Below are 24,339 nucleotides of genomic sequence, written 5' to 3'. Positions count from 1 at the left end.
GTCAGTCCTCTCTTTCCCTGAAGTCCGGGGCGGCGCCGGCACCGCCGCCGTCGCCCTCGCGAATGGTTTGCATCGCGGCTTGGCGGTGGTGCCGCGCGGCCTGCTCGCTGCGCAGCCGGCGCGCCCATTCGGGCGCCGAGCCGCCGTCCGCGGCCGACGGTCCGGAACCCGCGTTCGGCGCACCCCAGGCGGCCTTCCGGCCGGCTGCAGCCGCGGCCGGAAGGCCGGACGCATCGGCGGCGCGCGACCGGACGTGGAAGGCCGCCGCCCTGCCGACGCCGGCAAGGCCCGCGCCGACGCTCGTCGATCCAGAGGTCTCCTGGCCGAGCCGGTAGGAAGTGGATGCGGCCGAGCCGATCGCGGTCCCGGCGCGGACGGCCCCGAGCGCGCCGCCGCCCACCGCGCGCGCCGCGCCCAGAGCGGCGGCTCCGCCCGCGGCGACGGTTCCGACAGCCGCCGCGGCAGTCCCGACCGCGGCGCCTGCGCCGAGCTGCGGGGCTCCGGCGACCAGCCCGGAGGCGATGCCGGGTCCGAAGATGCCGAGCCCGAACAGGGCAAGGCTGGCAAGCACCAGGCTCATCGCTTGGCCGATATCCGGCTCCTGCCCCTCGAGCGCGCCGACGAACTCTCCGAAGAAACCCGAGCCGATGCCGACGATCACGGCGAGCACCATTACCTTGATGCCCGAGGCTACGACGTTGCCGAGCACCCGCTCGGCAAGGAAGCTGGTCCGGTTCCACAAAGCGAACGGCACCAGCACGAAGCCGGCAAGCGCGGTCAGCTTGAACTCGATGATGGTGATGAAGAGCTGCACCGCCAGCACGAAGAAGGCGATGATCACGATCAGCCAGGCGACGAGCAGCACTGCAATCGTGAGGAAGTTGTCGAAGAAGCTGGTGAACCCCATCAGCTCGCTCGCCTGGTGGAGGAGCGGCCAGGCCGCCTCGAAACCGGTCCCGGCAAGCCTGCCCGGACGCAGCAGGTCGTCCGCGGTGATCGTGCCCCCGCCGGCGGTAAGGCCGAGGCCGGCGAAGGAGCGGAAGATGATGTCGGCGAGAAGAGGGAAACTGCCGAGGATCAGGGCGAAGGCCCCGACATAGAGCACTTTCTTGAGAAAGCGCCCGATCACGTCGTCCTCTCCGCCCATCGCCCAGAACAGGCCGGCGAGCGTGATGTCGATCCCGATCAGGACGGTGGTGAGGAAGGCCACATCCCCGCCGAGCAGGCCGAACCCGCTGTCGATGTAGCGGATGAAGGCCGCCATGAAGCGGTCGATGACGTTGAGGTCGCCCATAAAGATGACATCCTGGCACGATGACGCGAAGAGCTGCCGCGGGCCCCCGAAGGGGTGGCGGGGACCCGCGGCGGGCGGCGGAGCGCCGCCGCCCTGGCCGGCTAGCGCACGTTAGAGGCGCGGCCCGAGCCGAGGAACCGCCGGGTCGACTCGCGTGCCTCGACTTCCGCCTGGACGCGCCGCGCGCGCTCGAGCGTCTGGCTGCGGAACTCTGCGGCCATCAGGTTCTGGAGCTGGAGCTGCTGCTTGGCGGTGAGCGCGAGCAGCTGGTTGGTCGCCTGCTGCGCCTGGAGACTGCCTTCGGCCCCCTGGCTGCGGGCGACGATCTCACCGAGGATCGCCATGTCCTCGCGCACATTCTCGACGACTTGCGCCTGAACCGACATCCCGTGCCGGAACCCCGCCATCGCCGTCTCGAGGCGCACCCGAGCCTCGCCGATGCGCCGGTCCGCGCGTGCCGCTGCGTCCACCCCGCCGGGGAACATGGCGTCCATGCGCCGGTCGAGATCGGCGACCCGAAAGTCGAGCCCCCGCGCCTCCTCCATCAGCCGGTCGATACGGCGCAGCGTCCCGTTCAGGCGCTCCAGCTGCGGGAAGTCGATCCGCTCCAGGTTACGGCCCATCCGGCGCAGCATTTCCGCCTCGTTCTGGAGCGACTCCACCTGCCGGTTGATCTGCTGGAGCGTGCGCGCGGCGATCAGCAGGTTCTGCGCGTAATTGGCGGAGTCGAACACCGGCATGGCGGCTGCCGGGCCGGCCGTGAACACGAGCGGAGCGAGGCAGGCGCCGGCTCCGGCGAGCAATGCCCGCGCGATCGTCTTCTTCATCATCTCAATCATCTCCTTCTTGCTGTTGGAACGAAGGGTATCGGGCCGCGAGCGCGGCCGCCCAGCCGAGCCCCCGCGTCTCGAGAAAGGCGGGGAGGAACCCGGAGCGGCCGTGCGCGGCGAGGATCGCGTCGATGAGGCGCTGGCTGTCGGGATCGGAGGCGCCGCACAGAGCGAGCGCGATCGGCCCGAGGTCGAGGTCGAACAGACGGTTGCCGCGCCGTGATTGCAGGTAATAGTCCCGCTTGGGCGTCGCCCGGGCGATCAGCTCGACCTGCCGCTCGTTGAGCCCGAACCTCTCATAGGCCGCGCGCGCCTGCGGCTCCGTCGCCCGGTCGTTGGCGAGGAAGATCCGCTGCGGGCAGCTCTCGATGATGGCCGGCGCGATCGCGCAGCCGTCGATGTCGGCGAGCGACTGGGTCGCGAACAGCACCGAGACGTTCTTCTTGCGCAGCACCTTCAGCCATTCGCGGATGCGCGCGGCGAACAGGGGATTGTCGAGGAACAGCCAGGCCTCGTCGAGGACGAGCAGAGTCGGCGCCCCGTCGAAACTGCGCTCGAGCCGATGGAACAGGTAGGTGAGCACCGGCATCACCGCGCCGGGTCGCTCCATCAGCGTCTCGGTCTCGAAGCATTGCAGGTCGCTCAGCGCCAGCCCGTCCGCGGCCGCGTCGAGCAGGTCGCCGTAAGGCCCTTCAAGCGTGAACGGCTGAAGCGCGGCGCGAAGCGCATTGGACTGGAGCAGGAGCGAGAGCCCGGTCAGGGTCCGCTCCTCAGGCGGTGCGCTCGCGAGGCTGGCGAGCGCCGACCAGAGCGCCTCCTTGACCTCGGGCGTCACCTCGACATTCTCGGCGGCGAGCAAGGCGCCGATCCATTCTGCGGCCCAGACCCGCTCCTCGGCCCGGTGGATTCCGGCCAGCGGCTGGAAGGCGAGCGTGCCCGCATCGCCGGCGCCGGCGCCGATCGCATGATGGCTTCCGCCCATCGCCAGCACCGCGGCGCGCGCCGACCAGCCCTTGTCGAAGACATGGACGCGCGCGCCCGGATAGCGGCGGAACTGCAGCGCGATCAGCGCGAGCAGCACCGACTTGCCCGCGCCGGTCGGGCCGACGACGAGCATGTGGCCGACATCGCCCACATGGGTGGACAGCCGGAACGGGGTCGAGCCCCCCGTTTGCGCCAAGAGGAGCGGCGGGCCGCCGAGATGGACGTTCCACGCCGGCCCTGCCCAGACCGAGGAAAGCGGCATGAGGTGGGCGAGGTTCAGCGTGTGGACCAAAGGCTGGCGCACATTGGCATAGACATGACCGGGGAGGCTCGAGAGCCAGGCCTCGACCGCGTTCGCGCCCTCGCGCATCGTGGTGAAGCCCAAGCCGTTCACGATCCGCTCGACGCGGCGCAGCTTCTCCTCTGCGCGGTCGCGCATGATGTCCGAGACGGTAATCGTCGTCGTCAGATAGCCGAACGCGACATGGTCGCCGCCCAGCGCCTGCAAGGCGAGGTCGGCGTCGGCAACCTTGTTGTCGGCGTCGCTGTCGGTCAGCTGTGCCGGCTGGTTGTGGATGACCTCCCGCAGCAGCGCGCCAACCGACTTGCGCTTGTTGAACCATTGCCGGCGGATACGGTTGAGCGCGCGCTGCGCCTCGGCCTTGTCGAGCGCGATGAAGCGGGTGGTCCAGCGGTAGCCGAAATCCTGCCGGTTGAGCGCGTCGAGGATGCCCGGCCGCGTCATGTCCGGAAAACCCATCAGGGTGAGCGTGCGCAGGTGCGCGTCACCGAGCATCGGCTCGAGCCCACCGGTGAGCGGGGTATCGACCAGCAAGGCGTCGAGATGGACCGGAGTCTCGGGAACCGCCACCGGGTGGCGACGCGCCGAGATCGCGCCGTGCAGATAATCGAGGGTCTCGGCGTCACTGAGTGCCCGCACCTCGGGCATGAACCCCTCGAGCAGGTCCAGCGCGCGGTTGGTCTCCGCGAGGAAGCCCTCGAGTGCCTGGCGCCAGTCGCGCCCCGGCGCCGCCTCGCGCCGTTCGACCAGCAGCCTGCCGGCGCGCTCGGTCCCGTCAGCCGGCGGCATCCAAACCAGCGTCATATGGTAGCGGCTCTCATGATGGTCGCGTCCGCCCTCGAACGCCGCCTGCCGCTCGCGGTCGACCAGCCAGGAGGCGGCGTCGGGGAACCGGCTTTCGGGATAGCCGAGCGCTTCCATCCGCTCGGCCTCCACGAACAGGGCCCAGCCGGAGCCGAACCGGCGAAGCATGTTGTTCGCCCGCGCGGAGGTGGAGACCAGCTCCGCCTCGGTTGCGCTGTCGAGGTCGGGCCCGCGGAACCGGAACGTGCGCTGGAAGCTGCCGTCCTTGTTCAGCACCACGCCCGGCGCGACGAGCGCCGCCCAGGGAAGATGGTCGGCGAGCCGGTCGGCGCGGCTTCGATATTCGCCGAGGTTCAGCATGACAGGAGGCTCTTCTGCCGAAGGTGACGGACCAGCACGGCCGCGAACGCCGGGTCGCGCCGCGCCGCAGCCACCGCCAGCGTGTGGCCGGCGATCCAGACGACGAGTCCCGCCAGCCATTGCTGCAGCCCAAGCCCGAGCGCGGCGGCGAGCGTGCCGTTGAGGATCGCGATCGCGCGCGGCGCGCCGCCGAGCAGGATCGGCTCGGTCAGCGACCGGTGGAGCGGCGCCTCATAGCCTTCGACATGGCCGCTCATCCGACCAGCGCCCCGCCGCCGAAGCTGAAGAAGGACAGGAAGAAGGAAGAGGCGGCGAAAGCGATCGACAGGCCGAACACGATCTGGATCAGCCGCCGGAACCCGCCCGCCGTCTCGCCGAACGCGAGCGTCAGGCCGGTGACGATGATGATGATCACCGCGACGATCTTGGCGACCGGCCCCTGGACCGACTCCAGGATGCGCTGCAGCGGCGCTTCCCAGGGCATTCCGGAGCCGGCCGCCTGCGCCTGGGCGGCGGCGAGCGCCAGCAGGATGCCGGCGGCGAGCGGACGTCGCAGGCCCCGTCCGAGTGACATGTTCATGAGGTTTCTCCTTCGCTTGTGAACAGGTGCCCGGCGGGGCCCACCGCATAGGCGCCGTCTGCCGCGAGGCCGGCGACGGCGAGCGGCTCCGCCACGCGGCGCGCGGCGCCGCGTCCCGAGATGAAGACTATGAGGTCGACCGCCTCCGCGATGAGCCGCCGGGGCGGCACCGCAACAGCTTCCTGCACGAGCTGCTCGAGCCGGTGGAGCGCGGCGGCGGCACCGTTGGCATGGACGGTGGCGATCCCGCCGGGATGGCCGGTATTCCAGGCCTTCAGCATGTCGAGCGCCTCGCCGCCCCGGACCTCGCCGACCACGATCCGGTCGGGCCTGAGGCGCAGGGTCGAGCGCACGAGGTCGGCCATCGAGACGATGCCGGGCCGGGTGCGCAGCGCCACCGTGTCGGGCGCGGCGCATTGCAGCTCGCGCGTGTCCTCGATGAGGATGACGCGCTCGTCGCGGGCCGCCATCTCTGCGAGCAGTGCGTTGGCGAGCGTCGTCTTGCCCGAGCTTGTGCCGCCGGCGACCAGTATGTTGCGGCGCTCCGCGACGGCGAGCGAGAGCAGCCGCGCCGTTCCCGCATCCATGATGCCGTCCCGCACATAGTCGATTAGCCGGTGAAGCCGCGCCGCGGGCTTGCGGATGGAAAAGCAGGGCCCCGTCGATACCGGCGGAAGCACGCCTTCGAATCGCTCGCCCGTCAGGTCTTCGTCCGCCCCCGGAAGCTCGGCGCTGACGATCGGCGCCCCGGCATGGGCCTCGGTCCGGGCGCGGCTGGCGACCAGGCGGATGATGCGCTCGACCTCGGCGGGCGCAAGCCTGTGGCCGGTGTCGACCCGCCCTTCGCCCAGCCGGTCCAGCCGGAGCGCCCCGTCGGGATTGACCATCACCTCGACGACGGCGGCCTCGGCCAAAGCGGCCGCGATGGCGGGCCCCATCGCGGTCCGGAGCATGGCGCGCATCCGGCTCTCGGCTTCGACATTGGCCATCGTCGCCCTCCTCAAAAGCCGATGGCGAGGTCGTCGGCGCCGCCATGGGAGAGGCCATGCGCGGCGACCGCCGGCGGAAGCGGGCGCACCCGCAGCGCTTCGGCGGATGCGGCATCCATGCCGTCCTCATCGCCAAGCAGCCGGTACTGGCGCTCGTCGGGCGCGGGGGCGCGCTTGCGCGCGCGCCGTTCGGGCTCGCGGACCTTGCCACGCCCGCTCTCCCCTGCGGTGGCGGGAGCAGCCGGAGCGTCCGCGGGAGGGACCCGGCCGACCTCCTTCGCATGCGAGCCGCTCCAGTCGTCGCCGCAAACACGCGGGCGATCGGGCCAGAACTCGCCTCCCGGGCGCGGAGCCGGAAGGAGCCGGTCGGTGAAGGCGCCGTCCTCATAGTAACGCAGCTTGGCGGCCCGAATGGGAGGCAGGCCGGAGACCAGGACCAGCTCCTCGCCGGCGGGAAGCTGCATGACCTCGCCGGGCGTGAGCAGCGGCCGCGACGTCTCCTGGCGGCTCACCATCACATGGGCGAGCCAGGGCGCGAGCCGGTGGCCCGCATAGTTGCGCATGGCGCGCTGCTCGGTGGCGGTGCCGAGCGCATCCGAGATCCGCCGCGCGGTGCGTTCGTCGTTGGTCGCGAACGCCACCCGAACGTGGCAGTTGTCCAGCACGCTGTTGTTCTCGCCATAGGCCTTGGCGATCTGGTTCAGCGACTGCGCGATGAGGAAGGCGCGGATCCGGTAGCCGGCCAGGAAGGCGAGCGCGCTCTCGAAGAAATCGAGCCGGCCGAGCGCCGGGAACTCGTCGAGCATGAGAAGTAGCGGCCGCCGCCCGGCGTCGAGCCGCTCGGTGAGCCGCCGGCCGATCTGGTTGAGGATCAGCCGGACGAGCGGCTTGGTGCGCGACAGGTCGGACGGCGGCACCACCAGATAGAGCGACACCGGCCGCTCCGCCTCGACGAGGTCGGCGATCCGCCAGTCGCAGGCCGAGGTCACGGCCGCCACGGTCGGGTCGTGATAGAGGGAGAGGAAGGACATGGCGGTCGAGAGCACGCCGGAGCGCTCGTTCTCGGACTTGTTGAGAAGGTCGCGCGCCGCCGAGGCGACGACCGGATGCGCACCCGAGGGGCCGCCGCTTCCCAGATGGTCGGTGCGCATCATGGTTCGGAGCGTCTCGACGAAGTCGCGGCCGGGATCGGACAGAAAGGAGGCAACGCTTGCCAGCGTCTTCTCCTCCTCCGCGTAGAGGATGTGGAGGATGGCGCCGACCAGCAAAGCGTGGGCGGTCTTCTCCCAGTGGTTGCGCCGCTCCAGCGCTCCGTCGGGATCGACGAGGATGTCGGCGATGTTCTGGACGTCGCGCACCTCCCCGGCCCCGCGCCGCACCTCGAGCAGCGGATTGTAGCGGGCCGAGAGCGGGTCGGTCGGATCGAACAGCAGGCAGTGCGAGAAGCGCGAGCGCCAGCCGGCCGTCAGCTCCCAATTCTCGCCCTTTATGTCGTGGACAACGGCCGAACCGGTCCATGAGAGCAGGGTCGGAACGACCAGGCCGACGCCCTTGCCGCTACGGGTCGGGGCGAACAGCATGACATGCTCTGGCCCATCATGCCTCAGATAGTCGGTTCCGAGCCTCCCGAGCACCACGCCGCGATCGCCGAGCAGCCCGGCGCGGCGCACCTCCCGGGCGCTTGCCCAGCGCGCCGAGCCGTAGGTCGTGACCCGCCCCGCCTGGCGCGCCCGCCACAAGGATCCCAGAACGGCCGCCGCGCAGCCCAGGAACCCGCTCGCACCGGCCAGCATGCCGGCCCGGTCGAACACGTCGGGCGCATAGGCCTCATACTGGTACCACCAGAGGAACAGTGCCCAGGGCCGGTAGACCGGCCGCTCGCTCAACAGAAACCAGGGGCTGCCGAGCTGCGGCTGATAGCCGAGCTGCGCCGCTGCATATTGAGTTGCCGCCCACAGGCCGAGCAGCACGATCGCGAACACGACCAGCATCTGTCCGATGAGCAGCTTCGTCGGCGTCACGGCACCCTCCCTCTGCGCCCCATCCAGCGGGCGTCCGAGGCTCGATCATTGGCGCGGCGTGGCGCCGGGCGGCAGCGCGTGCGCGGCGCACCCAAGGCTCGTGCGACGAATCTCCGCCGCCCGAGCCCGCCGGTGCGAGGAACAGTCGCGACGGGAGTTCAGCCGGGTCTGAACCCGGGCGGAGGGCCTGGTATCGCCGCGCGCCTCTTCCGCGACCTTGAGCCGCAGAACGGCGTCAGATCAGGAAAAGACGATCGTCTTCTGACCGGCGATGATGACGCGATGCTCGACGTGCCACTTGACCGCCCGCGCCAGGACCTGGGACTCGATCGACTGCCCCGCTTCAACGCATTGCGACGGCGTGTGCGCATGGTCGACGCGGTGGACGCCCTGCTCGATGATCGGGCCTTCGTCGAGATCGGACGTCACGTAATGCGCCGTCGCTCCGATGATCTTCACTCCGCGGGCATGCGCCTGATGATAGGGTTTGGCACCCTTGAAGCTTGGCAGGAACGAGTGATGGATGTTGATGCAGCGCCCATGAAGGGCTTCGCACAGATCGCTGCTGAGGATCTGCATATAGCGGGCGAGCACCACGAGATCGACCTCGAGCGTCGCGACAAGCCTCAGCAACTCGGCTTCCCGAGCCGGTTTGGTCGCGGCGGTGACGGGAAGATGATGAAACGGAAGTCCGCTCCATTCGACGAAGGAGCGCATGTCCTCATGGTTCGAGACCACTGCGGCTATGTTTGCCGGAAGTGAGCCCGTCTGCCACCTGTGCAGCAGATCGAAGAGGCAATGGCCGAACTTCGACACAGCTATGAGGATTCGGGGCCGGACCGCGGCGTCGTGGAGCCTGAACTCCATATCGAGGCGATTGGCTATCCGGAGGAGCCCTTCGCGAAGCACCGGTTCGGGCGGGAATGCCGGGCCATCCTCGCGGAAGACCGAACGCATGTAGAATGTCCCGCCTTCATGATCGTTGAAGTGACTGGATTCCTCAAGCGAGGCGTCACAGGCCGCAAGGTAGCCAGCCACCTCGGCCACGATCCCCTTCCGGTCGGGGCAGCTCAGGATGAGGGTGTAGCGCCGACGGCCCCTGGTCATGCGCTGATACCCTCGTTCCGGAACTCGCGCGCGGCTTCGTCCAGCCAATCGCGCGCCCACTCCGAGACGCTACGCTCCACATAGAGGCGAAAGGCCTCGTCGCCGAGACGGACGAGAGTGACGCCCACGCCGGCCAGGAGCGTGCGTGTGCAGCGACCGGCCGGAAACATGCTGCAGTGAAGGTCGAGGCTGCACCCCTTGTTGAGCAGGTCCGCGGCCTGCTCGCCAACGATCTCGAGACGTTCCGCGCCCGGTCCCAGCGAAACGAGCGCCGCCGGCTCATCGGTCATGGCCGCAAGAAGCATTGGCTCCAGGCCGTCGCAGTCGCGCTCGACGAGCCACTCACCGGGCGCCACGCAAAGGCTTCCCCCTCGGGTGGCGCCGATCTCCTCAGGCAGGTCGAGGTCGAGCACTGCGGCCGCGCGGAGGCGTGCGGCCGGGCGATCCCGCCTCAGCCGGAGCAGCCACAGGTCGGGCGCCGCTGACCAGGAAACAGCCAGTGTCCGGCCTTCCACTTCTTCAGCCATTCAGCCGCTCTCCCTCGGGATCGTAGGCGGCCGCGTCGACGATGCGGACCTCGCCTGCTCCCGACAGGAGCGGAATGCGCTCGCCGAGGCGCGTTCGCCCACCACGGACCATGCCCAAAGCGACGCCGCGGCCGAGACATTCGCTGTAGCCGCTCGACGTCACGAACCCCTGGCTGTCTCCCGCGCGGCCGAGGTGCGCCCCGACCGGGAGCATGCTGTCGTCCTGCGCGCGCAGCCCGACGAGTTGCAGCCGATCGCCACGGCGATCGGCGGGCCGGTCGAGCGATCGCCGGCCGATGAAGTCGTCCTTTCGCTTGAGCACGCGTTCCCAGCCGACATCCAGGGGCGTGGTGGTGCCGTCCGTATCCGCTCCCACGTGCAGGTAGCCTTTCTCGGTGCGCAGCAACATCCAGGCATCGATGCCGGCGGGCTCGGCGCCGAGCGGCTGACCGGCTTCGAGGAGCGTCTGCCAGAGCTCGGCCGTGCGGTGGGCCGGAACGCTGATCTCGAAGGAGACCTCGCCAGTGAAGCTCACCCGTGCGACACGACAGGGTATTCCCGCCACACGGCCGCCCGTCATTGTCATGTGCGGGAAGGCCGCGGCGTCGATCGGGAAGTCGGTGCCGATGCAGTCCAGCAGCGCCCGCGCCGAGGGACCGGATATCGTGACCACTCCCCAGGCTTCCGTCACCGGCGCGACGACGACGTCGAGCTGCGGCCACTCGCATTGCAGCCATTCCTCGAGCCAGTCGGCGATCCTGGCCGCGCCTGCACCAGTCGTTCCGACCAGAAACCTGTCCTGCGCGAGTCTGGCGGTAACCCCGTCATCGATGATCACCCCGAGTTCGTTCAGCATCAGCCCGTAGCGCAGGCGTCCCGGCTTGAGGCTCGACATCGGGTTGGCGTAGATCCGGTCGAGAAAGAGTCCCGCATCACGCCCGCACACCTCGATCTTGCCGAGGGGGCTCGCGTCGAACAGCCCGACCCGCTGCCGCACTGCGGCCGCCTCGCGCCGTTCGGCGGCTTCCTTTCCCTCACCCGGTCGCGGGTAACAAGCGGGCCTCGACCAGCCGCCATATTCCTCGAAGCTGGCACCGGCCTCGAGATGCCTGGCATGGGCCGGAAGACGTCTGACCGGGTGCAACAGAGCCCCACGCCGCAGCCCTGCCATGGCTCCCAGCGAAACCGGCACGTAGGGGAAGCGGTAGCGGGTCGTACCGGTGCCGGGGATGGTACGGCCGGTCAGCTCCGCCATGATGGCAAGTGCGTTGACGTTCGATGTTTTCCCCTGGTCGGGTGCCATGCCGAGCGTCGTGTAGCGCTTGAGATGCTCGACGGACCGGAAATTCTCGCGGGCCGCGAGCGCGATGTCCGCGTCAGACACGTCGTTCTGGAAGTCGACGAACGCCTTCCCGGATCCGCCCGCCACTCTCCAGCAGGGCGAGACCGCCGGATCGCCCGCGACGGCGGACGGTATCCGCTGCGCCCCTCCGCCCCCGGCTACGTGACCCTCCCGCAGAGCGGCGGCGAGCGACAGGGTTCCGCGGGCGCCTCCGACCGACGTCTCCGGCTGAACCGATACGTCTGGCCGGAACAGCGATTTCGCCTCGTCGTAGATGAGCCGTCCGCCCGATTGGCAGAAAAGGTGGACGTTCGGGTTGAACCCGCCCGACATTGCGAGGAGGTCCGCCGACAGCCAGCGCGCGCGGCCACCCTGCTCGAGGACCTGAACGGAGCGGAGGGCGTGCCGGCCGGCGGTACCGGTCACGGCGCCTCGCGCGACGACTTCCACGCCCTGTTCGCGGAGCGGCCGGGCGCGGTCATGCGGAGCCGTCTCGCGCGTGTCGACCACCGCGGCCACTTCCGCTCCCGCCCGGATCAGCACCTCGGCAGTGAGATAGGCATCGTCATTGTTCGTGAAGATCACCGCGCGCCTTCCCGGCAGAACGGCATGGCGCCCCACATAGTGACGAACGGCCGTGGCGAGCATCACGCCCGGCCGATCGTTGCCGGGAAACACCAGCGGTCGCTCGGTGGATCCCGTCGCCAGAACGACCCGCGTCGCCCGTACGTGCCAGGCCCGCTCATGCGTGCTGTCCGCCGAATTCGGGTCGCGCCCTTCGGCGAGCATCAACTCGTTATGATCGAAATAGCCGAGCGCCGTTGTCCTCGTCAGGACGCGGACTTCCGCCGCGCCGCGCAGCTCGCGCTCGGCATCGGCGACCCACTTCAGTCCCGGCTGCCCGTCGATGCGGGCCTCATCCCAGAGGAGCCGTCCGCCGAGCAGGGGATCCTGCTCCGCGAGAAACACGCGTGCGCCTTGGCGCGCGCCGGCCAGGGCCGCGGCGAGCCCGGCCGGCCCTCCGCCGACCACGAGCAGGTCGCAATGGGCGTAACGGTGCTCGTAGCGATCCGGGTCGGGGCCTTCCGGCGCTCTGCCCAGGCCTGCCGCGCGCCGGATCGCACCCTCATAGAGATGCCAGTCGGGCCACATGAAGGTCTTGTAGTAGAAACCCGCCGGTAGGAACCGGGACAGCCGGTCGTTGATGGCGGTGAAGTCGAACCTCAGGCTCGGCCAGCAATTGACGGGCATGGCTTCGAGCCCGTCGAACAACTCGATCTCGGTGGCCCTGAGATTGGGGCGGCTTCGTCCGCCGGTGCCGAGCTGGACGAGCGCATTGGGCTCCTCGGGCCCGGCTCCCAGAAGCCCGCGCGGGCGATGATATTTGAACGAACGGCCAACCAGCCTCACGCCGTTGGCAAGCAGGGCGGATGCGAGCGTATCGCCGGCACGGCCGATCATCGCACGGCCGTCGAAGCGGAACCGGAGCGGCCGGTCCCGATCGATGAGGCCGCCCGTCGCGAGCCGCCAGGGCCCGTCCTCATCCATTCGTCTTCTCCAGCCGGATCGAGCGGCTCCCCATCCGGTAGACCTCGTGGATCTCGTGAGTGACGGTGTCGCGAACGAGATTGAACCACTGGCGGCAGCCTGCCGAATGAACCCACCGCTCGGCTCGGGCACCGCGCGGATTGTCCCGCTCGAAGAGATAGGCGGCCCAGGTCGCGTCGGAGACGTCCGGCTCCGGTCGCTCGATGTGGCTTTCTCCGCCGCATCGAAACTCGATCTCGTCGCGTGCGCCGCACCAGGGACAGTGTATCCGCAGCAATCTGGGCCTCCTCAGTGCGCAATGCCCGAGGCCGCGGCCTCGTCGATGAGCGAGCCGGTCGCGAACCTCGAAAGACCGAAGGGCTCGGCAAGCTCGTGCGGACGGCCGGTCGCGAGATGATGCGCCAGCACCCAGCCGCCGACGGGGATCGCCTTGAAGCCCCCCGTTCCCCAGCCGCAGTTGAGGTACAGGCCGCGCATCGGCGAGCAGCCAAGGATCGGACTTGAGTCGTGCACGACATCGACGATCCCCGCCCATTGCCGCAGCAGGCGAACCCGGCGCAGGCGGGGGAACTGGTCCGCCACCGCTGCCATGACGGCCGTCATGACGGGCGCGTTCCCGCGCTGCGCATAAGAGGCATGCTGGTCGAGGCCACCTCCCATCACGATGCCCCCCTTGTCCGACTGGCTGACGTAGACGCCTGTCGCGAGCGACAAGACGACCGTGTCGAGAAAGGGCTTGATCGGTTCGGACACGAACGCCTGAAGGGCGTAGCTTGTGATCGGCAGACGAAACCCGGCCATCTTCGCCAAAGCGGACGAATGTCCCGCGACCGCCATTCCTACCCGCCCAGACCTGATCGTCCCCCGGTTCGTCATCACCCCCGAGACCGCTCCGCCTGCATCCGTCAGGAAGCCGGTGACCTCGCAATTCTCGATGATGTCCACGCCAAGCCGGTCCGCCGCACGGGCGTAGCCCCAGGCCACGGCATCGTGGCGGGCGGTTCCCGCGCGCTGCTGCCTGAAGCCGCCGACCACGGGGAAGCGCGCCGACGGTGAGCAATCAAGCGCAGGGACGAGCCGCGACACGGCGTCGCGGTCGAGTAGCTCGACATCGACCCCGTTGGCTTCCATCGCACCTGCCCAGCGCGCGGCGGCATCCATGTCGTGACGGCTGTGAGCGAGCGTCACCATGCCGCGCTGGCTCAGCATGATGTTGTAATTGAGCTCGCGCCCGAGCTTCTCGTAGAGCTTCAGCGAGAAGTCGTAGAGCCGCGCGCTTTCCGGATAATAATAGTTCGACCGGATGACCGTGGTGTTGCGGCCTGTGTTCCCGCCTCCGATCCAACCTTTCTCCAGCACCGCTACGTTCGCAAGGCCGTGATTCTTCGCGAGATAATAGGCCGTCGCGAGGCCATGCCCGCCTCCTCCGATCACGATGGCGTCGTAGCGCGCCCTCGGCTCGGCTGCGCGCCATGCCTTTCGCCAGCCGTCGTGGCCGCGCAGCCCCTCGACCAGCAGCCGAAGCGCGGAATAGCTCATCGCCCGCCGCTCCAGCGGTACATCGCTGCGCAGTTCGGGTCCGACGACCGCCCTTCTCCCGCAACCAAGCCCACTCGCGTCATCGAGCGTCAGACTCCAAGCCGGTTGGCGAGCGGCGCGGCGAGGCTTCGCATCAGCGCCGGCGCGATGCGGGCACCTGGCAACGGGCGGGGCTCGCGAACTGGCAGCGACAGCTCTGCGGCCGGTGTCCCGCTGACGAGACGCGCCGCCTCGCGGGCCGCCGACATGCCCATGGTCAGGCCAAAGCCGTTGCAACCCGACACCGAGACGATTCCGGCTGCGTTGCGGAAGAGGCGCGGCAGGCCGTCCGGGGTGATTCCGATCCGGCCCCAGGACAGCGTCTCGAACTGCGGAAGATCGGCACCCGGGAACGTCCTGGCAAGCCGCCGATGGGCGGGAATGAGGCTCGCGGGCAGCCGAGGCGGTTCCTTCTCGAGCAGGAAGCTGACCACCAACCGGCCCTCTTGATCGATGGCCGGAGCGAATACCGCCTTGTCGTCCAGGTCGGCTACGGGTCCGCCCTGAGGCAGGAGACCCGAGCCCCGATCGCCGAGCGGCGCCGTCGCGGCAACGCCGCACGCCGCGCCATAAGCCGTCCTCGGCAGGGCGGCCATCGGGCTCGAGCGATCCAGTCCGGTAGCGACGATGACGGCGCGTGCCTCGATCCGCCCCGTGGCGCTCCGCACCGTGAAGCGATCCGCCTCGCCTTCGATCGCAACGATCGGGGCTCGCCAGCGCACCTCGACGCCGCGGGCTTCGAGCAGACCGAGCAACCCCTCCATGAGCTGCACCGGATTGAGGATGCCGCCCTCGGGCAGGAAGAAGCCGCCAGCATAGCGGGAGGTGCCGACATGGCCGGCGAGATCCTCGCGCGCAAGCGCCTCGCAGCGTCCGCCCAGACGCTTCCAGTCCTCGAAGCGCTCGGCGGCACGCTCGAGCGTCGCGGCATTGCGATAGGCGCAGACATATCCTTGCCGGGCTCCGCACTCGATCGAGTGGTGCCTGATCAGGTCGAACAGCCAGCGCCCCGATCCTGCGATCATCCGGGCGAAAGCCTCCCCTCTCCCTCGTCCAAGGGCACGGATCGCATCGGCGGGTGCTCGTCCGCCGCCCAGGAACAACGGGCCGACCTGACCCGCGCTGGACGCCGACGCGTTGGAGGACGGCTCGCCCGCGTCCACGAGCATGACGGAGCGGCCTGCGGCGGAAAGCTCGAGCGCAGCCGCGAGTCCGGCGAAGCCGGCGCCGACGACCACGACCTCCGCCGCCGACCTGCCATGAAGTCCTTCCCCGGCTTTCCTCGCGGCCAGGTGCCCACTCCAGACCGACGCGGGCTTCGACACCGCGCAGGTCACAGACCGGCCGCGCGCTCGAGATGGAGCCGGAACGCCTCCACCGCGGCGCCTATGCTTCCCTCGAGCCGCTCGGACAGGCTTTCGACGTCGCCGTCGAGCGGGTCGGCGAATGCGCACCATGTGAGAATACAGGCGCCCGGCCCCGCCGGCGACACCTCGGCGAGGCCCATGTAGCGCGCCATCGCGAGCGGCCCGTAGTCGAGGATGCGATAGAGATAGCGTCGAAGCTCCGGCTCATAGGCCTCGATACGCTCCACCACGCGCGCTCCGCCGGGGAAGTGGTAGGTCCGGAGCGCTCCCGCCCCTTCGCCAGCCACTTCCACCTTCTCGACCAGGCCCTCGACCGGAACCCGACTGCCCAACTCTCCTATGACCGCCCAGGCGGCATCGGCCTCGACCTCAATCCTGCGACTGAGGCGGCACTGGACCGCCCGCTCGAGCCTGTCGCAAACGCTTGTCGCCATCTTCGCTGCCTCTCCCCTCACAGGCTTGCCGTGATCTCGATCTCGACCATGCACTCGGCGAAGGCGAGCCGCCGGACCTCCACTGCCGTGGTAGCGGGGAACCAGCCTTCATAGACCTCGATCCGCGCCCGATTGGCGGCGAGGAAGGCCTCCATGTCGGTAACGAAGATCGTCTCGCGAACGACGTTGCCGAGCGAGGCGCCGAACTGAGCGAGGGTCTCGCGCACCGATGCGTAGATTGTCCTGAGCTGTGCCTCCAGGTCCCCGGCGTGCAAGGGCGTGAAGGCGTCATCCACGCTGAGCGTCCCCGCGATATGAATGAGATTTCCCGCTTTCACCGCCTGCGCATAGCCGAACGCCCGCTCGCCTTCCGGCCTCAGATGGAATGCTTGCCTGCTCGTCATCCTTCCACTCCTCAGAAACGGTATCCGACCTCGACACCGACGATTCTGCCCGGGTCGATCTGGACGGCGTCCGAATTGAGCGGCACGAGCCCCACGGCGAAGATGTACCGGGAGAAGGCGGAGGTCGCGTAGTCCTCCCCCAGGAGATTGCGCGCGAACAGCGTCGCCCGCCAGTTCGAGCCCTCGATCCCGACCTGGGCATCGACGGTGTTGTAGCGCCCCTGAAACAGATAGAGGCGGTCGTTCTGCGGGAACTGGAAATCCTGGAAGGATTGCCTTCCCACGGCGGCGTAATCCGCCCGCACGCGCACCGAAATGTCGCGGACCACGGGATGAACATATTGCGCGCCGAGATTGAACGTGAATTCCGGCGCGTTCGGAAGCTGCTGCCCGACATAGACGGGGGTTGCGCCGTCGAAGTCGCGGATCTTGGCGTCGATATAACCGAACGAGGCATTGAGGTCGAAGCCCGGCGCAGGGCGCGCGTTCAGCTCGATCTCCACGCCCTTGATTTCCGCACGGCGCGCATTGAGCGAACCCTGGGTGAAGGTCGCCGCGTCGAGCTGGAAGATCTGCGGGTCGAGATGCTCCGTGTAGAAGGCCGCGGCATTGAGGATCAGCCTCCTGCCCAACCAGTTCGATTTGAAGCCGAGCTCATAGTTGCGAGACTTCTCCTCGTTGATGACGCGCGGGAAGGCCGGTCCGGCGGAAGCGGGGTTGAAATTGCCGCTCTTGAACCCCTGTGAATAGGTTCCGTAGACCATCAGCCGTTCGGAGCTGCGATAGGCGAGCGAGAATTTCGGCTGCAGGGCGGAGAAGGTTTCCTCCGCGACGATCCCGGCGAGACGATCGTCGAGCCGAGCCTTGTTGGTGTCATAGCGAAGCGCGGCTGTGAGCTCGAGCCGCTCGGTCACATCGTAGTTCGCCTGGCCGAACAGAGCGTAATGATCGAACGTGATGCGGTTGTCCGCGAGCGGCGCCTCGACCACTCCGAAGGACGTGAACCCACCTCCAGGCCCGCTGAAGCAGGCGGAGACGAACAGGCAGATGTCGAGCTCGGCATAGGTATCGATGTCCCGCTCGCTGTGCTGGTAATAGCCTCCGACGATGTACCGGAACGGCCGGTTTCCCGGAGACGTGAGCCGCAGCTCCTGGCTGATGCTTTCCGTGACCCGCGACTGCTGCGCGAGCGGGACGAGCGGGAAGGGAGAGAGATCGAGATCCTGCTGGAAGAACACGTCGATATCGTTGTACGCGGTGATCGACGTGAGGGATCCGAACGGCGCGTCAAAGTTGACGAGCAGGGACAGGTCGGTAATCGACCGGTTGGTCAGCGAGGGTCCATCGATGTTCGGGCGCGTCCGGGCCGCCTCGCGAGGTATCTCGCCTCCGGTCGTTCCAAGCACATTGTAGAGGCTGAACCAGGTCGCTCCGCCTCGCTCGTCGGTGTGAGATGCGCGCAGGTCGAATTCGAGATCGGGAGCCGGCGTGAAGATCAGCCGCCCGCTCGCGCGGGTCTGACGGTTGCGATCCAGTCCGCGCCCGTCGAGCTGGTTGACGATGGTGCCGTCGCTGTCGCGGTGCGAGAGCGAGACGCGCGCGAGCAGCACGTCGTCGATCAACGGCCCGCTGAGCGCACCGAACACGCGCCATGCATTGCCGGTCGCATAGCTGCCCTTGACTTCGCCTTCGAGGATATTGGTCGGCCTGCGCGTCGTGATGTTGATCGCCCCTGCGATCGCGCCTTTTCCGTAGAGCGCTCCCTGCGGCCCCTTCAGCACCTCCACCCGCTCGACGTCCGAGAGGTCGATCGTGAATGCATCCGCGTCCGGCAGCACCACGCCGTCGATCGAGAATGCCACCGCGGCGGCCTGGTTCCGGTTGGACCCGAGTCCGCGGATCGAGATGTTGTTGGTGCCCGTATCCTGGTCGTTCGTGATGCGGACGTTGGAGGTGAGCGCGAGGAAGTCGTCAATGCGCTGCAACCGCAACTGATCGATCGCCTCCGCGGAGAAGGCCGTGATGCTGTCAGGAACGTTCTGCAGGTTCTCGGCGCGCTTGCGCGCGGTCACCACGATCTCTCCGATCCCTACGGAGAGGGGTGGCTGCGTGTTGACGGCCGCCGCGCAGGCGAGCGCCTCGGCCGATCCCGCCGGCGCGTTTCCGCAGGGATCTTCGGCTTCCTGCGCATTGAGTGGAGCCGTCATCGCCAGACCGAGCGCGCTCGATAGCAGGAGCCGGCCGGCAATTGTCTTCTTCTTCAACAGGCGCATTGTGAAATCCTCCCGGTGCGGCAGCCCGTCTCGTGCGGGCTTTGCCACTTGAATGACCCATATCGGCCCGGCCCGAGGCCGAACCCCGCTGTTTTCAGATGAGCGCGTCCGGGAGCGGCTGCCCGTCCCGCTCATTCTCCCAGATCGCGTCGAGGATCACCCAGACACCGCCCTCGCGCACGACGTGTGCGAAGGTGACGCCGCGGCGTTCGTCACCGTTGATGGTGGCCAGGAAGGCGCTCCTCACGTTCGCAAGATTGCCGTAGGCCTGGACCGCACGGCCGAGCTCGACCTCGCGAAGGTCGGCGACCGCGCCGGATTCCCGCTGCGCCTCCATGCCGGTGATGAAATCCTCGACCGAAACCGGGGACGCGCTCCCGGAGCCCATGGGCACGAGCCGGGCCGAGGGGTGGCAGCAGGCGCGAAACGCGTCCCAATCGGGTGATTTGCCGCTCCCCCAGCCCACCGAGTCGTACAGACGCGGGCAGAGCGAGCCGATCTCCTCGATATCCTGTTGTGAAATGGTGGCAGACATCGTCGAGCGCTCCCCCGTCAATTGATGAACTCGCCGGCCGGGTTGGCCCGCGGATATTCTCGAAGATATTGAAAGAAGCGGGCCAGCGTTCGGTCGCTCTTCGTGAGAGTGCCCGGCTTGAAACGGGCATGCTCGACGATCGGAAGGTCCTCGGTGGCGACATTGATCTCGAGGTCGTAGACGGCATCCAGGAAAGCCTTCGTTCCTTCGGGATCCGAGGGGTCGTCCTCGACGGCCACGGCGAAGAACAGCCGGGTGACGCCCGGCTGCGGAAGCCCCATGGGAGCCACGAAACCGAACCAGCGGCCGCCGAGTTCGCCGTGCTGCACATAGATGGTCGTTCCGTGAATGCCGATCTCATAGTCGAGACGGGTCCCGTCCCGCATCGCTCCCTTGAGATTGTAGGTCATCGAATGCGGCGTCCATCGGACCTCCTTGTGAGGATCCTCGCCGTCGAGTTCGATGCCGTGCACCACTCGGATATGCTGCATGTCCGGGGTGTTGCAGCAGATCACCCAGGGATCGACCGGCATCCGGATATTCCACTCGCCCACCTTCCACACGAGCCCCTCCGGAGGCTTCGGGAAGTCGGGCAATTCGAACAGCGGCTCCGTGCCGTTGAACGCGAAGATGCAGCCATATTTCTCGGCCGTCGGAAAGGCGAAGAGCTTCGCTGTCGGCGGAACGGGATCTCCCGAGCCGGTGGCCACGCACTTGCCGTCCGGCCCGTAGCGCCAGAAGTGAAACGGGCAACGCACCGCACCGTCCACCATCTCGCCAGTGCACAAATCCGCCCCCATGTGGGGACAATAGGCACTGAGAACGCTCGGCCTGCCGTCCGCGTCGCGCATGACGATGATCCGACCTCCGAGAAAATCGAAACCCTTGACCTCTCCGCTGCCAACCTCTTCGGCGAGGCAGATCGGGTACCAGGACTGCGTGAACAGACCGTCCTCGCCCTCCTTGGGAGGCGCGAGCGTCCGGCGCGGGATCGGCACTTCGGCAACGGCGTTCATTCAGGGCCTCCTCGGTCATTCTTGTTGTTGCCCGATTCGTAACGACGGAAACCGCAGAGTGTCAATCCACCTTCTGCGTTTTCCGCAGCTACATTGACAAGAGGTTTAGAAATCCGCATCATCTTGAGGGGATCGAGAGGAATGCCTAGCAGTATCCCTTGCCCGCTTGCAGCGGGATGCGAAGAGAGGGAGGCTGATGGCTACGAAATCCGAAACCCAGAAGAGCGCTAGAGGCCGCCAGAAGGCCCTTCCCGAGCCGGCGCTGGACACATCCGAGGGCATGGAGCTCAACCAGCAGATCATCGGCCTGCTGCAGCAGGACGGGCGCATGCCCTATTCGACGATCGCGGCCCAGGTCGGCGTTTCCGAGGGAACCGTTCGCAACCGCGTGCGCCAGCTGCTCGACGACAATGTCATCAGTATCCAGGCCGAAGCTCTGCCGGACGCCTTCGGCTACAAGTTCAATGCCGTGACCTTCATCAAGGTCGCGGCCGGGACGCATGTCGACAGCGTAGCCAAACGTCTCTCGGCCGTTCCGGAAGTCTATTATCTCATCATGACTCTCGGCCGCTTCGACCTCGGCGTCGCCACCTACCACAAGTCACAGGACGATTTCCGCGAGTTCCTGACGACCCACTGCTACGGCCATTCCGACGTCGCCGAGATCGAGAACAATCTCGTGCTCAAGGTCCACAAGATGAAGCTTCAATGGAACCTGCACGCGGGCTGAAGAACCTGACGCGGCGGGAAGAGAATAGGGAGAGCAAGAATATGGTCGTGAACGAGCGGGCGACGAAGATCGAGGCCGATCCGAAACGGGTATGGGAGCTGCTCGCGACCCATGAGGGCCAGCGTGCCGCGAGCAGGGGATTCGTCTCCTCGATGGATTTCGAAGGCGAAGGGCTCGGCATGGTGCGCACGATGCGAACCGAAGGCCATCTCGGCGAGACCCGCGTCGTCGAGCGATGCGAAACGTTCGACGCCGACGCCATGGAACTGAGCTACCGTATCATCGACACCGGCGGTTCCGTGCCGTTCGCGGATTATGTCGGCGTGGCCAAGGTGATCCCCGCAGGCGCAGGCGCCTGCATCCTGATGCTCCGTTCGACGTTCGTGCCGGTCGACATGTCGGAGGATGACGCCAAGCTCATATCAGAGACCAACTTCCGACTTTTCCTCGACAACGTCCGCACGGCGGCTACGGGCGGAATGAACGGGTGACCGTGCTCGCGAGCCCGGTCGGGAACAGCTACGCGCATATCAGCTATCTGCTCTTCTGCCCGGAGACGCACGAGGCCGCCGCAATCGATCCGTTCCACCTCGATGTCGTGACCGAGGCCGCGGATCGCCGGGGGCTGCGGATCACCACCATCATCAACACGCATGAGCACTGGGACCATGCCGGCCGCAACGAGCAACTCCGCGCGCTGACCGGAGCAAAGGTGATGGCGCCGCGCGCGGCCGCCGGCGTGATCGAGAGGATCGACGTCCCGCTTTCGAACGGCGACGAGATCGAACTGGGCTCCCTCCGGCTGAAGGTCCGCGACACGCCGGGCCACACCATGACCCATATCAGCCTCCTCGGGGAAGATGCCGACGGCCCCTACCTCCTGTCGGGAGACACGCTGTTCGGGGCGGGCGTGGGCAATTGCGGATATGGCGGACATGCGGCGACGCTGTTCACGACGATCGAATCGCTTCGCGGCAGCCTGGCCGGGGCCACGCGCATCTTCCCCGGCCACGACTATCTCGCCCGCAATCTCGAGTTCACCTGCCGGCACGAGCCGAGCAACCGGGCCGCAGCCCTTCTCCTCGAGGACGCGCGCGCGGGGCTGCGCCTCACCACGTTCGACGAGGAGCTCGGGGTCAACCTGTTCCTGCGCCTGGACAGCCCGGAGCTCCGCGCCTCGCTCGCCGGCCAGGGATACGCCGCTCTGGGGGCAAGCCGCGAGGAGATCTTCCTCGCCCTGCGGCGCCTGCGAGACGCCTGGTGACCGCGACGCGCTTCTTCGACGTGGTGATCGTCGGCGCCGGACACGCCGGCGCCCAGTGCGCGGTCGCGCTGCGTCAGCAGGGCTTCGATGGCTCGATCGCACTGGTCGGCGCCGAGCCGGATCCACCCTACGACCGAACCTGTCTCTCCAAGGACTATCTGGCCGGGACCAAGCCCTTCGAGCGGATGCTTCTGCGTCCTCCCGGTTTCTGGGCGGAACGCAACATCGCGCACCTTTCCGATACGACGATCGTGGCGGTGCGCCCGGACCTGCGCGAGGTTCGGACATCGGCGGGCGAGCGGATCGGCTGGACCTGGCTGATCTGGGCGGCCGGCGGAAAACCGCGCCGGCTTTCCTGTCCCGGTGTCCAACATGCGGGCGTCCATACGATCCGCTCCCGTGCCGATGTCGACATGATCACGAAGGAACTCCCTGGAGCGGACCAGGTGACCATCGTCGGCGGCGGCTATGTCGGACTCGAGACGGCCGCGGTTCTCGCCGCCGCCGGCAAACGCGTCACTCTCGTACATTCATCGCCCCGGCTGCTGTCCCGGGTGGCCGGCGAGCCCGTCGCCCGCTTTCTGGAGCAGGAGCACCGCAGGCGGGGCGTCGACGTCCGGACCTCGATGACGGTAACGGAGATTGAAGGCCGCGGAGGCCGGGTCGAAGCCGTCCGGCTGAGCGACGGCTCCCGCGTCAGGAGCCAGCTCGTGATCGTCGGCATCGGAATCCTGCCCTGTGTCGAGCTGCTGCGCGAGGCGGGTGCGCGCGGTACGGACGGAGTCGACGTCGATGACCACTGCCGCACCAGCATTCCCGGAACGCTTGCGATCGGAGACTGTGCCGCGCATCCGAACCGCTATGCGGGGCGTCCCATCCGGATCGAATCGATCCAGAACGCCAACGATCAAGCGGCGACGGCCGCCCGGCTCATCGCGGGGAAACCTCAGCCCTACGATGCGCTGCCGTGGTTCTGGTCCCACCAATATGAGTTCAAGCTTCAGTCGGCCGGCCTTGCGGCGGGTCATGACGACATGATCGTGCGCGGAGACCCAAGCGACGGCAGCTTCTCGGTCGTCTATCTGAGAGACGATGTACCTGTCGCCCTGGACGCCATCAACGCAGTCAGGGATTTCATCCAGGGGAAGCACCTGATCCAGCAGCGCCTCCCCATCTGTCGCCGCCGGCTCGCTTCCGGCGAGCCCCTGAAGGATCTAGCGGCCTGAAGCATGATCCGCGACCGGGACGCGATTATCATCGATGCTGCTGCTCCCATTCCGACCCGGCCATCTTGCTCAGAACCATCGGGCGGAGAAGCCTGCCGGGCCGTGCCCCGGGTGGCGGCGGGCAAGCCGCCTTGTCCTCACCCGCGGGGAGGTCAGTCAATGCGGCGATGAGCTTGTCGACAGCGCCTGGATGAGCTTGCGCACTGCGGAATCGGGAGTCGTCAGGACCGGCTTGCCGGTAAAGTCGCGCACCGGACCTGCAGCGCGAGCCGCGCTGAACTGCGCGATCGCAGCCACATCGACATCCGCCCGCCCCACCGCTTCCGCAATCAGTCGATCGTGCCGATCGCCATCTCCCGCGTTCAAGGCCTCCAAAGCGCCCTCCACATAGATCGGCCGGACCTCCAGGGTCGCCGGAAACTCCGCAGGCATGCTTGCAAGGGTTGGCGCGAACGTCGCCACAAGACCGATCCGTCCGCCATGAGCGGCCGCTTCCTCCACCAATCCCTCGTTGGGTCGGAGCACCGGAATCGCGGGAAAGGCGCGCCCCGCCCTCCTGATGTAAGGTCCGAAAGCGGAGCAGGTGAACAGCACCGCGTCGGTGCCGGCCGCGGCAGCATAACCGACCAGCGCGATGAAACGATCGCCGAGGCGGTCGCGGGATTGCGGGTCAGCCAGGGCGGTCGGGAGCCGGTCATCAAGAATGTTGTGCCGGACGACAGTCGGGCAGAGTTGTTCAAATGCCGTCTCGATCGGTTGCATCGACGCTGCCATCGCGTGAATCAATGTGACTCTCATTTGCGGAGAATGGCACGATTGATACAT

At 67.8% G+C, this 24,339-nt stretch carries 23 protein-coding genes; 4 read left to right on the top strand and 19 right to left on the bottom strand.

Annotated features, from left to right (window positions below; translation table 11 throughout):
• Nucleotide 1: 1 nt before the first annotated feature.
• From trbL to ACK4K7_RS12755, 18 genes are all read right to left on the bottom strand, one after another.
• Nucleotides 2-1,294 (bottom strand): P-type conjugative transfer protein TrbL, encoded by a 1,293-nt coding sequence (trbL, locus tag ACK4K7_RS12840; RefSeq protein WP_431866565.1) that lies wholly within the window; start codon nucleotides 1,292-1,294, stop codon nucleotides 2-4.
• Nucleotides 1,295-1,395: 101 nt separating this feature from the next.
• Nucleotides 1,396-2,124: a P-type conjugative transfer protein TrbJ gene (trbJ, locus tag ACK4K7_RS12835; RefSeq protein ID WP_431866564.1), complete on the bottom strand. Its 729-nt coding sequence runs from the start codon at nucleotides 2,122-2,124 to the stop codon at nucleotides 1,396-1,398.
• 1 nt (nucleotide 2,125) lies between these two features.
• Nucleotides 2,126-4,573 carry a conjugal transfer protein TrbE gene (gene trbE, locus ACK4K7_RS12830; protein WP_431866563.1) on the bottom strand — a complete coding sequence of 816 codons (2,448 nt, stop codon included), beginning with the start codon at nucleotides 4,571-4,573 and terminating at the stop codon, nucleotides 2,126-2,128.
• Nucleotides 4,567-4,830, bottom strand: a complete 264-nt coding sequence (locus ACK4K7_RS12825) for a VirB3 family type IV secretion system protein (protein WP_431866562.1) — start codon at nucleotides 4,828-4,830, stop codon at nucleotides 4,567-4,569. The genes trbE and ACK4K7_RS12825 overlap by 7 nt, the downstream gene beginning before the upstream one ends.
• Nucleotides 4,827-5,147, bottom strand: a complete 321-nt coding sequence (locus ACK4K7_RS12820; RefSeq protein WP_431866606.1) for a TrbC/VirB2 family protein — start codon at nucleotides 5,145-5,147, stop codon at nucleotides 4,827-4,829. Before ACK4K7_RS12820 ends, ACK4K7_RS12825 begins: the two co-directional genes overlap by 4 nt.
• A 2-nt stretch (nucleotides 5,148-5,149) precedes the next feature.
• Complete coding sequence (gene trbB, locus ACK4K7_RS12815) at nucleotides 5,150-6,142, bottom strand: P-type conjugative transfer ATPase TrbB (RefSeq protein WP_431866561.1); 993 nt, start codon at nucleotides 6,140-6,142, stop codon at nucleotides 5,150-5,152.
• Between the two features lie 11 nt (nucleotides 6,143-6,153).
• Entirely contained in the window at nucleotides 6,154-8,163 is a 2,010-nt protein-coding gene (locus ACK4K7_RS12810) for a conjugal transfer protein TraG (protein ID WP_431866560.1), read from the bottom strand.
• Between the two features lie 240 nt (nucleotides 8,164-8,403).
• On the bottom strand, nucleotides 8,404-9,270 hold the full coding sequence (gene purU, locus ACK4K7_RS12805) for a formyltetrahydrofolate deformylase (protein ID WP_431866559.1): 867 nt from the start codon (nucleotides 9,268-9,270) through the stop codon (nucleotides 8,404-8,406).
• Complete coding sequence (locus ACK4K7_RS12800; protein ID WP_431866558.1) at nucleotides 9,267-9,797, bottom strand: sarcosine oxidase subunit gamma; 531 nt, start codon at nucleotides 9,795-9,797, stop codon at nucleotides 9,267-9,269. Before ACK4K7_RS12800 ends, purU begins: the two co-directional genes overlap by 4 nt.
• Nucleotides 9,790-12,687 carry a sarcosine oxidase subunit alpha family protein gene (locus ACK4K7_RS12795; RefSeq protein ID WP_431866557.1) on the bottom strand — a complete coding sequence of 966 codons (2,898 nt, stop codon included), beginning with the start codon at nucleotides 12,685-12,687 and terminating at the stop codon, nucleotides 9,790-9,792. The genes ACK4K7_RS12800 and ACK4K7_RS12795 overlap by 8 nt, the downstream gene beginning before the upstream one ends.
• Nucleotides 12,680-12,964, bottom strand: coding sequence for a sarcosine oxidase subunit delta (locus tag ACK4K7_RS12790; RefSeq protein WP_431866556.1), 285 nt, complete (start codon nucleotides 12,962-12,964; stop codon nucleotides 12,680-12,682). Before ACK4K7_RS12790 ends, ACK4K7_RS12795 begins: the two co-directional genes overlap by 8 nt.
• 11 nt (nucleotides 12,965-12,975) lie before the next feature.
• Complete coding sequence (locus tag ACK4K7_RS12785) at nucleotides 12,976-14,226, bottom strand: sarcosine oxidase subunit beta family protein (protein WP_431866554.1); 1,251 nt, start codon at nucleotides 14,224-14,226, stop codon at nucleotides 12,976-12,978.
• Nucleotides 14,227-14,315: 89 nt separating this feature from the next.
• Nucleotides 14,316-15,503, bottom strand: a complete 1,188-nt coding sequence (locus tag ACK4K7_RS12780; RefSeq protein WP_431866553.1) for an NAD(P)/FAD-dependent oxidoreductase — start codon at nucleotides 15,501-15,503, stop codon at nucleotides 14,316-14,318.
• Nucleotides 15,504-15,598: 95 nt separating this feature from the next.
• Nucleotides 15,599-16,066, bottom strand: a complete 468-nt coding sequence (locus ACK4K7_RS12775; protein WP_431866551.1) for an SRPBCC family protein — start codon at nucleotides 16,064-16,066, stop codon at nucleotides 15,599-15,601.
• Nucleotides 16,067-16,083: 17 nt separating this feature from the next.
• Complete coding sequence (locus tag ACK4K7_RS12770) at nucleotides 16,084-16,470, bottom strand: RidA family protein (protein WP_431866549.1); 387 nt, start codon at nucleotides 16,468-16,470, stop codon at nucleotides 16,084-16,086.
• A gap of 11 nt (nucleotides 16,471-16,481) precedes the next feature.
• Nucleotides 16,482-18,878, bottom strand: a complete 2,397-nt coding sequence (locus ACK4K7_RS12765; protein WP_431866547.1) for a TonB-dependent receptor — start codon at nucleotides 18,876-18,878, stop codon at nucleotides 16,482-16,484.
• On the bottom strand, nucleotides 18,838-19,278 hold the full coding sequence (locus tag ACK4K7_RS12760) for a nuclear transport factor 2 family protein (RefSeq protein WP_431866546.1): 441 nt from the start codon (nucleotides 19,276-19,278) through the stop codon (nucleotides 18,838-18,840). The genes ACK4K7_RS12765 and ACK4K7_RS12760 overlap by 41 nt, the downstream gene beginning before the upstream one ends.
• A gap of 17 nt (nucleotides 19,279-19,295) precedes the next feature.
• Nucleotides 19,296-20,294, bottom strand: coding sequence for an aromatic ring-hydroxylating oxygenase subunit alpha (locus ACK4K7_RS12755; protein ID WP_431866544.1), 999 nt, complete (start codon nucleotides 20,292-20,294; stop codon nucleotides 19,296-19,298).
• Nucleotides 20,295-20,490: 196 nt separating this feature from the next.
• On the opposite strand from ACK4K7_RS12755, the gene ACK4K7_RS12750 reads away from it, so the two are divergent.
• From ACK4K7_RS12750 to ACK4K7_RS12735, 4 genes are read left to right on the top strand one after another with little or no spacing between them, the layout of a single operon-like run.
• Complete coding sequence (locus ACK4K7_RS12750; protein WP_431866542.1) at nucleotides 20,491-21,024, top strand: Lrp/AsnC family transcriptional regulator; 534 nt, start codon at nucleotides 20,491-20,493, stop codon at nucleotides 21,022-21,024.
• A gap of 41 nt (nucleotides 21,025-21,065) precedes the next feature.
• Nucleotides 21,066-21,515, top strand: coding sequence for an SRPBCC family protein (locus tag ACK4K7_RS12745; RefSeq protein ID WP_431866605.1), 450 nt, complete (start codon nucleotides 21,066-21,068; stop codon nucleotides 21,513-21,515).
• Nucleotides 21,512-22,288, top strand: a complete 777-nt coding sequence (locus ACK4K7_RS12740; protein ID WP_431866540.1) for an MBL fold metallo-hydrolase — start codon at nucleotides 21,512-21,514, stop codon at nucleotides 22,286-22,288. The genes ACK4K7_RS12745 and ACK4K7_RS12740 overlap by 4 nt, the downstream gene beginning before the upstream one ends.
• The gene (locus tag ACK4K7_RS12735) at nucleotides 22,285-23,514 is read left to right on the top strand and encodes an NAD(P)/FAD-dependent oxidoreductase (protein WP_431866538.1); all 1,230 of its coding nucleotides are present in this window, start codon (nucleotides 22,285-22,287) and stop codon (nucleotides 23,512-23,514) included. Before ACK4K7_RS12740 ends, ACK4K7_RS12735 begins: the two co-directional genes overlap by 4 nt.
• A 156-nt stretch (nucleotides 23,515-23,670) precedes the next feature.
• Here ACK4K7_RS12735 and ACK4K7_RS12730 read toward each other — a convergent pair whose 3' ends face one another.
• The gene (locus tag ACK4K7_RS12730; RefSeq protein WP_431866537.1) at nucleotides 23,671-24,300 is read right to left on the bottom strand and encodes an arylsulfatase; all 630 of its coding nucleotides are present in this window, start codon (nucleotides 24,298-24,300) and stop codon (nucleotides 23,671-23,673) included.
• Between the last annotated feature and the right edge of the window lie 39 nt (nucleotides 24,301-24,339).

It is taken from the genome of Allosphingosinicella sp., from assembly GCF_046295735.1.
In the GTDB taxonomy this organism is placed as follows: Bacteria; Pseudomonadota; Alphaproteobacteria; order Sphingomonadales; family Sphingomonadaceae; genus Allosphingosinicella.
Note: the sequence above shows the minus strand (reverse complement) of the source record. Positions and strands in the feature narration are given on the sequence as shown.

What these genes read in the sequence shown, in the direction of transcription:
- ACK4K7_RS12755 (WP_431866544.1), bottom strand. Translation starts at nt 20,294, where the DNA reads ATGAACGCCGTTGCCGAAGTGCCGATCCCGCGCCGGACGCTCGCGCCT.
- ACK4K7_RS12825 (WP_431866562.1), bottom strand. Translation starts at nt 4,830, where the DNA reads ATGAGCGGCCATGTCGAAGGCTATGAGGCGCCGCTCCACCGGTCGCTG.
- ACK4K7_RS12820 (WP_431866606.1), bottom strand. Translation starts at nt 5,147, where the DNA reads ATGTCACTCGGACGGGGCCTGCGACGTCCGCTCGCCGCCGGCATCCTG.
- ACK4K7_RS12760 (WP_431866546.1), bottom strand. Translation starts at nt 19,278, where the DNA reads ATGTCTGCCACCATTTCACAACAGGATATCGAGGAGATCGGCTCGCTC.
- ACK4K7_RS12765 (WP_431866547.1), bottom strand. Translation starts at nt 18,878, where the DNA reads ATGAGCGGGACGGGCAGCCGCTCCCGGACGCGCTCATCTGAAAACAGC.
- trbL (WP_431866565.1), bottom strand. Translation starts at nt 1,294, where the DNA reads ATGGGCGACCTCAACGTCATCGACCGCTTCATGGCGGCCTTCATCCGC.
- ACK4K7_RS12745 (WP_431866605.1), top strand. Translation starts at nt 21,066, where the DNA reads ATGGTCGTGAACGAGCGGGCGACGAAGATCGAGGCCGATCCGAAACGG.
- ACK4K7_RS12785 (WP_431866554.1), bottom strand. Translation starts at nt 14,226, where the DNA reads ATGAGCTATTCCGCGCTTCGGCTGCTGGTCGAGGGGCTGCGCGGCCAC.
- ACK4K7_RS12775 (WP_431866551.1), bottom strand. Translation starts at nt 16,066, where the DNA reads ATGGCGACAAGCGTTTGCGACAGGCTCGAGCGGGCGGTCCAGTGCCGC.
- trbB (WP_431866561.1), bottom strand. Translation starts at nt 6,142, where the DNA reads ATGGCCAATGTCGAAGCCGAGAGCCGGATGCGCGCCATGCTCCGGACC.
- trbJ (WP_431866564.1), bottom strand. Translation starts at nt 2,124, where the DNA reads ATGATGAAGAAGACGATCGCGCGGGCATTGCTCGCCGGAGCCGGCGCC.
- ACK4K7_RS12770 (WP_431866549.1), bottom strand. Translation starts at nt 16,470, where the DNA reads ATGACGAGCAGGCAAGCATTCCATCTGAGGCCGGAAGGCGAGCGGGCG.
- trbE (WP_431866563.1), bottom strand. Translation starts at nt 4,573, where the DNA reads ATGCTGAACCTCGGCGAATATCGAAGCCGCGCCGACCGGCTCGCCGAC.
- purU (WP_431866559.1), bottom strand. Translation starts at nt 9,270, where the DNA reads ATGACCAGGGGCCGTCGGCGCTACACCCTCATCCTGAGCTGCCCCGAC.
- ACK4K7_RS12750 (WP_431866542.1), top strand. Translation starts at nt 20,491, where the DNA reads ATGGCTACGAAATCCGAAACCCAGAAGAGCGCTAGAGGCCGCCAGAAG.
- ACK4K7_RS12800 (WP_431866558.1), bottom strand. Translation starts at nt 9,797, where the DNA reads ATGGCTGAAGAAGTGGAAGGCCGGACACTGGCTGTTTCCTGGTCAGCG.
- ACK4K7_RS12795 (WP_431866557.1), bottom strand. Translation starts at nt 12,687, where the DNA reads ATGGATGAGGACGGGCCCTGGCGGCTCGCGACGGGCGGCCTCATCGAT.